General features: G+C 71.0%; 1 protein-coding gene. It reads right to left on the bottom strand.

Annotated features, from left to right (window positions below):
* Window positions 1–9,246, bottom strand: a 9,246-nt coding sequence (locus tag A5681_RS00860) for an amino acid adenylation domain-containing protein (protein WP_156737791.1), incomplete at both ends; no start/stop codon positions are given.

Genomic DNA, 9,246 nt, shown 5'->3' with positions numbered 1-9,246 from the left:
ACCCCATTCGTCGAGCCGTGCGCGCTCGTCCTCATCGAGCATGTCGATCGACGACAACGCCCGGCCGGGGTCGGCGGTCAGGGCCACCAGCACCTGGTACAGGCGCTTGATCAGCGTCTCGACGGTTTCGGCGTCGAACACGTCGGTGCGGAACTCGACCTGCCCGCCGATTCCGGCGGGTTCGCCGGCGTCGTCCCAGTGCTCGGCCAGCGAGAAGGTCATGTCCATGCGCGCGGTGTGGGTGTCGACCGGCAACGGGGCGACCTGGAGATCACCCAGGCTCAGCTCGGCGGGGTCGCTGTTCTGCCACGCCAACATCACCTGCACCAGCGGGTGATGGCTCAGGCTCCGCGCCGGGCGAAGCCGTTCCACCAGCACCTCGAAGGGCACGTCCTGGTGCTCGTAGGCTGCCAGGCTGCGCTGGCGCACCTGGGACAAGAGGTCGGCCACCGTGGGATCGCCGGCCAGATCGACCCGCAACACCAACGTGTTGACGAAGAAGCCCACCACGTCGTCGAGCACCGGGTCGCGGCGGCCCGCGATCGGGAATCCCACGGCCACCTCGCTGCTTCCGCTCATGGTCGACAACAGCACCGCCAGGGCGGCCTGGACCACCATGAAACTGGTCGCGTTGTGGGTCCGCGCCGCCTCGCGCACCCGCTGCTGCAACTCGGCCGGCCACCGCACGCTCACGGTGGCGCCGCGGTGGTCGGCCACCAGCGGGTAGGGGCGGTCGGTGGGCAGCACGAGCCGCTCGGGCATCCCGGCGAGATTGTGTTCCCAGAATCGCAGCTGCCCGGCGATCGGACTGTCCGGGTCGTCCAGGTCGCCGAATTGGTCGCGTTGCCACAGCGTGTAGTCGGCGTACTGCACCGGAAGTGGGGTCCACCCGGGAGCTTCGCCCGCACACCGGCTGGCGTAGGCCACCCCGAGATCCCGCACCAGCGGGGTGAGCGACAAACCATCCGCGGCGATATGGTGTAGCACCGACACCAACACGTGTTCGTCTTCCGCCGTGCGGAAAAGCCAAGCGCGCAAGGGGATCTCGGCACCCAGGTCGAACGCGTAATGCGCCACGTCCTCGACCGCCTCCGCCAGCCGGGCCGGTGGCCAGCAGCTGGCGTCGACCACGTCGCAGCCGACGTCGGCCTCATCGGGTGACAGCACGACCTGCTGGGGCGTCCCCTCCGCCGCGATGAACACCGTGCGCAGGCTCTCGTGGCGGGCCACCACGTCGCCGAGCGCGGCGCCGAACGCGTCGGCGTCCAGGCGCCCGTGCAGCCGCAACGCCGCCGCCATGTTGTACACCGCCGAGCGCCCCTGCAACTGGTCGAGGAACCACAGCCGGGATTGGGCGAAGGACAACGGAATCACCGCGGGTCGCTCGGTCGCCACCAGTGGGGTGCGCGCCATCCCGTCCGCACCGAGGCGCGGCGCCAGCTGGTGGATGGTCGGCGCCTCGAACAGGGACCGCACCCCCAGGTGGGCGTTCAGGCCGGTGTTGACGGCGGCGATCAAGCGCATCGCCGCCAGCGAGTCGCCACCCAGGTCGAAGAAGGAGTCGTCGACGCCCACCCGGTCGACGCCGAGGGTCTGGGCGTAGATGGCGGCCAGGATCTCTTCGGTGGGCGTGGCGGGCGCGCGGTACCGGCCGGCGCCGCGGTAGTCGGGCGCCGGGAGGGCCCGCGCATCGAGTTTGCCGTTGAGTGTCAACGGGATCGCGTCCATGACCACGATCGCGGCGGGCACCATGTAGGGGGGCAACCGCTCGGCGAGCGCGGCCCGAATGCCCGCCGGGTCGGCGGTCCCCGTCACGTAACCGACCAGCCGCCTGTCCCCGGGCCGGTCCTCGCGGACGATCACCGCCGCCTGCCCGACACCGTCCAAACAGGTTAGCGCCGCGTGGATTTCGCCGAGCTCGACGCGGTGGCCGCGGATCTTGACCTGATCGTCGGCACGGCCGAGGTACCGCAGCTGCCCGTCGGCGCCCCAGCGCACCAGATCCCCGGTGCGGTACATGCGTTGGCCCGGGGATCCCGCGCCGGCGAACGGGCAGGCCACGAACCGCGACGCGGACAGGCCCGACCGGCCCACGTACCCGGACGCCAAACCCGCACCCGCCACGTACAATTCGCCCGCCACTCCGGGCGGCACCGGCCGCAACGAGTTGTCCAGCACGAAGAAGGCGAGATGCGCCAGCGGGATTCCGATGGGGCTGGCGGCGCCGTCGACGTCGCCGTCGACGATCTCGCGCAGCGAGGCGTGCACCGTGGTCTCGGTGGTGCCGTACATGTTGATCAGTCGGGGCCGTCCCGGGTGGTTGTCCAGCCAGCGGCCCAGCCGTTGCGGTTCGAGCGCTTCTCCCCCGAACACCAGCGTCTGCAGCTTGAGTTGTTGGGCGAGGTCGGGTGAGAGCGCTTCGGCGGTCTGCAGCGCGTAGAACGCGGACGGCGTCTGGCTCAGGACGCTGACCTGCTCGCGAACCAGCAAGGCGTACAGGTCTTCCGGCGAGCGGACCACGGCGTCGGACACGACCACCAGGCGCCCGCCGCGCAGCAGCGCGCCGAAGATCTCCCACACCGAGAAGTCGAACGCCAGCGAATGGCATTGCGTCCACACCTGCCCCAGGGCCAGCTCGGCATCCAGCGACTCGAGCAACTGGGTGACATTGCGGTGCGTGACCGCCACCCCCTTGGGGATTCCGGTGGTGCCGGACGTGTAGATGACGTAGGCGTCGGCGTCGGGGTCCGGGGGCGGCAACGCGGTGCGGGGGAAGGTATCAACGGCGGGGTCGTCGATCTCGAGGAGCGGCAGGCCGCAGCACTTCAGCCGCGCCCGCAGTTCGCCGGTCGTCAGCACGGCGACGGGCGCGGCGTCGGCGAGCATGAAGTCGATCCGGGCCGCCGGCAGGTTCGGGTCGATCGGCACGTAGGCCGCTCCCGCTTTGAGTACCGCCAGGATCGCCACGACCGCCCCGGCCGACCGGGGTACCAGCAGCGCCACCCGCTCCCCCGGGCCTGCCCCATGCTCAATGAGCATGTGCGCCAACTGGTTCGCGGCGGCGTCGAACTGGCCGTAGTTCCACCAGCGGTTCCCGCAGCTGATGGCCACCGCCTCGGGGGCGCGGTCCACCTGGGCGGCGAACAGTTCAGGGATCGACCGTGCCGCCGGCGCGCGCTGGTCGAGCACCGCACGGTTGCCGAAGCTGTGCAGGCGGGCAAGCTCCGCCTCGTCGAGCAGGTCGATCGACGACAACCGGCGGGCAGGGTCGGCGGTGATGGCGGCCACCACTCGTTCGAGCCGTGCGACAAGCGTTGTGACAGTGGCGGCATCGAACACATCGGTGCGGAACTCCACGGCCCCACCGATACCGGCGGATCGGCCGTCGGCGGTCCAGCGTTCGGCCAGGGAGAACAACAGGTCGGTGCGGGCGGTGCGGGTGTCCACCGGCAGCGCGGTGATCTGCAGATCGCCCAGGGTCAGGTCGGCGGCGTCGTTGTTCTGCCACGCCAGCACTACCTGCACCAGCGGATGATGCCCGAGGCTGCGGGCGGGGTTGAGCCGTTCCACCAGCACCTCGAAGGGCACGTCCTGGTGCTCGTAGGCTGCCAGGCTGCGCTGGCGGACCTGGGCCAGAAGCTCGGCCACCGTGGGATCGCCGGCCAGATCGACCCGCAGCACCAACGTGTTGGCGAAGAAGCCCACCACGTCGTCGAGCAGCGGGTCGGGGCGCCCGGCGATCGGAAAGCCCACGGCCACATCGGAACTCGTGGAGAGCTTGGCGAGCAGTACCGCCAGGGCGGCCTGGAGCACCATGAAACTGGTCGCGTTGTGCGCGCGCGCCGCGTCGCGCACCCGGTCCTGCAACTCGGCCGGCCATTCGACGCCCACGCTGGCCCCGCGGTAATCGGCCACCGACGGATACGGCCGGTCGGTGGGCAGCTCGAGGCGGTCGGGCAGCCCGGCCAGCGTGGCCTGCCAGTAGCGCAGCTGGCCGGCGATCGGGCTGTCCGCGTCGTCGGGATCGCCCAGCCGGTCGCGCTGCCACAGCGTGTAGTCGGCGTACTGGACCGGCAACGGCGCCCACCCGGGTTCCCGGCCCGCGCAGCGGCTGGCGTAGGCAACGCCGAGATCCCGCACCAAGGGGGCGAGCGACCAGCCGTCGGCGGCGATGTGGTGTACCACGGCGACCAGCACGTGCTCGTCCTCAGCGACCTTGAAAAGGGTTGCCCGCAAGGGTCGTTCGGTGGCCAGGTCGAACGGGTGGTCGGCGACTGCCTCGACGGCCTCCCGCAATCGCGCCGGAGTCCACCCGGTGGCGTCGACCACGTCGGCGTCGCCGTGCCCGGCGGGCATGATCACCTGGTGCGGTGTTCCATCGGCCGCCACGAATACCGTCCGCAGGCTTTCGTGGCGGTTCAGCACATCGCCCAGCGCGGCGGCCAAGGCGTCGACGTCCAGGTGTCCGCGCAGCCGCAGCGCGGCGGCCATGTTGTAGACGGGCGACGGCCCGTGCAACTGGTCGATGAACCACAGCCGGGACTGCGCGAACGACAAGGGCAGCAACGCCGGACGCGCGCCCGCCACCACGCGCGCGGCCGCGCCGTCTCCCTTGCCGAGGAGCGGCGCCAATCGGCGGACCGTGGGCGCCTCGAACACCGCACGCACCGACAGGTGGGCACCCAGGGCCGCGTTGACGGCGGCGACCAGGCGCATGGCCGCCAGCGAATCGCCACCGAGGTCGAAGAACGATTCGTCGATCCCGACCCGCGCCAATCCCAATACCCGGGCGCAGGTTTCGGCCAGGATGCCCTCGATGGGGCTGGTCGGGGGACGGTATGCACCGGTGTCGTGGTACTCGGGTGCCGGCAGCGCCTTCGTGTCGAGTTTGCCGTTGACCGTCAGCGGCATCGCGTCCACGGCCACGATCGCGGCGGGCACCATGTAGGGGGGTAACCGCTCGGCGAGCGCGGCGCGAATGCCCGCCGGGTCGGCGGTCCCGGTCACGTAGCCCACCAGCCGGCCCTCCCGGGCGATCGCCGCCGCCCGGTGCACTCCGTCCAAAGCGGCCAGCGCCGCGGTGATTTCGCCGAGCTCGATCCGGTAGCCGCGGATCTTGACCTGATCGTCGGCGCGCCGCACGTACCGGAGTTGCCCGTCGGCGCCCCAGCGCACCAGGTCCCCGGTGCGATACATGCGCGCCCCGGTCCCGCCGAACGGGCACGCCACGAACCGCGAAGCCGTCAACCCCGACCGGCCCAGGTAGCCGCACGCCACACCGCGACCGGCGACATACAATTCCCCGACCACGCCGGCCGGCACCGGTCGCATCCACTTGTCCAGTACCACCAGTGCGGCGCCGGACACCGGTGACCCGATCGGTGCTCCCGTTTCCGCGATCAGCGGGGCGCTGATCGCCGCGTCCACCGTCGTCTCGGTCGGGCCGTAGGCGTTGACCATCACGCGGCCCGGCGCCCAGCGGTCCACCAGCTCGGCCGGACAAGGCTCCCCACCGATCACCAAGGCCATCCCGTCGAGACCCTCCGGCGACAGGGCACCCGCCTCGGTCGGGGTCTGGCTCAACACGCCGACCCGTTCACGAATCAGCAGCGCGCGCAAGTCTTCCGGCGATGTGACGACCTGCTCGGGAACAACGACCAACCGTCCCCCGCCCAGCAGCGCGCCGAAGATCTCCTGGACCGAGACGTCGAAGGCCAGGGAGTGGCACTGCGACCAGGTGGCCGCCGCCGGCAGGGGCGCATGCAGCGAAGCCATCAACTGGGTCACGTTCTGGTGGGTGACCGCCACTCCCTTGGGAACGCCGGTTGTTCCGGACGTGTAGATGAGGTACGCGATGTCGTCGGGGTCCGGTGCGGGCAACGCCGTGGTGGGCTGGGTGTGCACCGATGCGTCGTTGACATCGATGACCGGCAGGGCGAACCCGTCCAACCGCGACCGCAGCTCGCCGGTGGTGACGGCGACGGCCGGCGCGGCGTCGGCGATCATGAACCCGACCCTGGCGGCGGGCAGGCCGGGGTCGATCGGCAGGTACGCCGCGCCCGTCTTGAGCACGGCCAGGATCGCCGTGACCGCGTCGGCGGAACGCGAAAACAGCAGCGCCACAAAGGTACCGGGGCCGGCCCCGTGACCGGCGAGTGCGTGCGCCAAGCGGTTCGCGGCGTCGTCCAGCTGCCGGTACGTCAGGCAGCGGCGGCCGCAGGTCAGCGCGATCGCGTCCGGGGTGCGGGCCACGTGCGCGACGAACAGCTCCGGAATCGACGCCCCGGCCGCTGGTTCGCTGAGCACGGCCCGGTTCCCCCAGCCGACCAGGTGGCTGTGCTCGGACTCGTCGAGCGCATCAATCGTCGACAACAAGCGCGCGGGGTCGGTGGTCATGGCCGCCAACACCCTGCGGAACCGCGCGACGAGCGCCTCGATGCCGGCCCCATCGAAGACGTCGGTGTCGAATTCCACTCGCAGGGCCAGTTCCTCGCCGGGCACCGCCTGGACGGAGAGGGGATAGTGGTTGAACTCGCGGCTGGCGAAATCGGTGACGGCGACCTCGTGGGCGCCCGCCAGCGCTGCGGTGTCGATCGGATAGTTCTCGTACACGAACAAGGTGTCGAACAGCTGCTCGTGGCCTGTGGCGCGGTGGATTTCGGGCAGCGCGAGGTGCTCGTGCTCGAGGGTGTGATTGTGGGTACGGCGCAGCTGGTCGAGGAGGCCGGCGACGGTGGTCGCCGCGGTGATGTTCGCCCGCACCGGAACCGTGTTGATCAGCAGGCCCACCATCGACTCGGCGCCGGGCACGTCGGCCGGGCGGCCCGACACCACGGCACCGAATACCACGTCGTCCTCCCCGGTCAGCCATGTCAGCAGTTGCGCCCATGCGGCCTGCAGGACGGTGCTGACGGTGGTGTGCGACGAGCGGGCCAGCGCGCTCAGGGCCCGCGTGATGTTCGGCGGCACCGCGAAGGTTGCGGCCCCCCGCCGCCCCGCCCGGCCCGGCGCGCGTACCAGCGTCGGGGTGTCGAACCCGTCGAGCACCTGGCGCCAGGCCGCCCGCGCGGCGGCCACGTCGCGCGTCGCCAACCAGGTCAGGTAGCTCCGGTACGGCGTGGGGGCCGGCAGCCGCTCCCGGTAATAGCCGGCGAAGATTTCGCGGAGCACGATCGGCAGCGACCAGCCGTCCATCACGATGTGGTGGACGGTCAGCACGAAGCGGTGCCGATCATTCCCGTCGCGTACCAACGCCGCCCGGAAGGCCGGGCGGTTCGCCAGATCGCACACCGCCGCGCGCTCGGCGGCACACAGCTGCTCGATCCGCTGATCGGGTGCAGGGTCGTCGGCGTCGAGCTGGAGGTAGCGCCACGCGATCGTCGGGTCGGCGGGGATGATCTGCACCGGCTCGTCGAACTCTTCACTGAACCGGGCCACCAGGTTGGGGTGCCGAATGACCACCGCGCGGACCGCCTCGCACAGACGATGCGGGTCAAGCGGGCCGCGGACCGTGATGTCGAGCTGCACCGCGTACACGTCGTCGCCGGGGTCCTGCCCGGCACTGGCGTGGAAGAGCAGTCCCTGCTGCAGCGGGGTCAGCGGCAACACGTCGGCGGTCGGGAGTCGGCCGCAGAGCTCGTCGATCTGCCGCTGGGTCAGCCGAGCGGGCGCGATGTCCGACGGGGTCAATCCGCCCCCACCGTTGCGGACGTGCGCGCAGATCCCCGTCAGGGCGGCGCACCACAACTGGCTGATCCGGCGGACCTGACCGTGCTCCAGGGCCGAGGGCGCCCACGTCCAATTGGCATGCAGGCGTGGACCGTTCGCCGTTTCCATGGTGCCCGCGTTCAGCTCCAGCGTGTGCCCCAGCGGCACCGGCAGCGCCGCGGTCGCGGCGGTCAACGAAGGGCCGTCCCGATCGGGCCGCCACAGGTCGTCCGACAGCTCAGCTGCGCCGCCCAGCCGCCCCAGGTAGTTGAAACCGATCACCGGGTCCGGGTCCTCAAGAGCCACTTCGGGATTCAGGTAACGAAGCAGCCCGTAGGTAATCCCGCCCGGCAGGGCACGCAGCTGCTCCTTGGCCTCCTTGATGAGCGCCCCAAGCTCGGCCGCGCCGGCCGCGACCTTGTCCCAGGGCGGCCGGGCGAGGCGGAACGCGACCGGGTACTTGGCGGTGAACCACCCCACGGTGCGCGACAGGTCGACGCCCGGGCCGACGTCTTCGTCACGGCCGTGGCCCTCGACGTCGATGGAAAGCGGCGCGCCGGTGCCCAGGAACTCGTTGATCGCCAACCCGAAGGCGACCAGCAAAATATCCTGGACACCGGCGTGGAACGCCGCCGGCACTGCCCCCAACAACATGCGAGTGGTTTCGGTATCCAGCGATACCGACAGGTGCTGCGCGGTCTGGTAGGTGTCGAGGTCCGGGCGCACCGGCGGCAACGCGGCCGGGATCGCCGCCACCTGCCGCCAGGCGCCAGCCAGCTGGACGACCTCGGGGCGCCGCGCATGCTGCTCCACCAGTTTGGACCATCGGACGAAGGACGTACCGCCCGCGGGCAGCGTCGCCGGCAGGCCGCTGCGCTGCTGGACCCACGCGATGTTCAAGTCCTCCAACAGGATTCGCCACGACACGCCGTCGACGGCCAGGTGATGGACGATCAGCGCCAACCGCCCGGTGGTCTCCGCCCACACCGCGCGCAGCAGCACGCCCGCGGCCGGGTTCAACCGCGACCGCGCCGACACCACAGCCTCTTCGGACAACGCGTCGACGGTGTGCACAAACCCGCGGGCGTCGACCGCGCCGGGCTCGGGCACCCGCAGCGACCAGCCGCCCGCACCGTCGTCGTCGACACGCAGCCGCAGCATCGGGTGCCGATCGATCAGGGCCTGCAGCAGCGCCGCCACGTCGTCACGGGTGACGCCGGCCGGGGCCTGAACCACCATGGTCTGGTTGAACTCGTCGACCGGCCCGTCGGTGCTTTGCAGCCACCGCATGATCGGTGTCGCGACGGCCTCACCCAGGCCCTCGTCGACCGCGTCGTCGTCGGTCGACACCCCGGCCACCCGGGCGAGGCGGGCCACCGTCTGCTCGACGAAGACGTCGCGGGGACGGAATAGGACGCCGGCGGCCCGAGCCCGAGCCACGACCTGCATCGACAGGATGCTGTCCCCGCCGAGGTCGAAGAAGGAGTCGTCGATGCCGACCCGCTCGACGCCGAGCACCTGGGCATAGATTCCGGCCAG

It is taken from the genome of Mycobacterium scrofulaceum (genome assembly GCF_001667885.1).
In the GTDB taxonomy this organism is placed as follows: domain Bacteria; phylum Actinomycetota; class Actinomycetes; order Mycobacteriales; family Mycobacteriaceae; genus Mycobacterium; species Mycobacterium scrofulaceum_C.
Note: the sequence above shows the minus strand (reverse complement) of the source record. Positions and strands in the feature narration are given on the sequence as shown.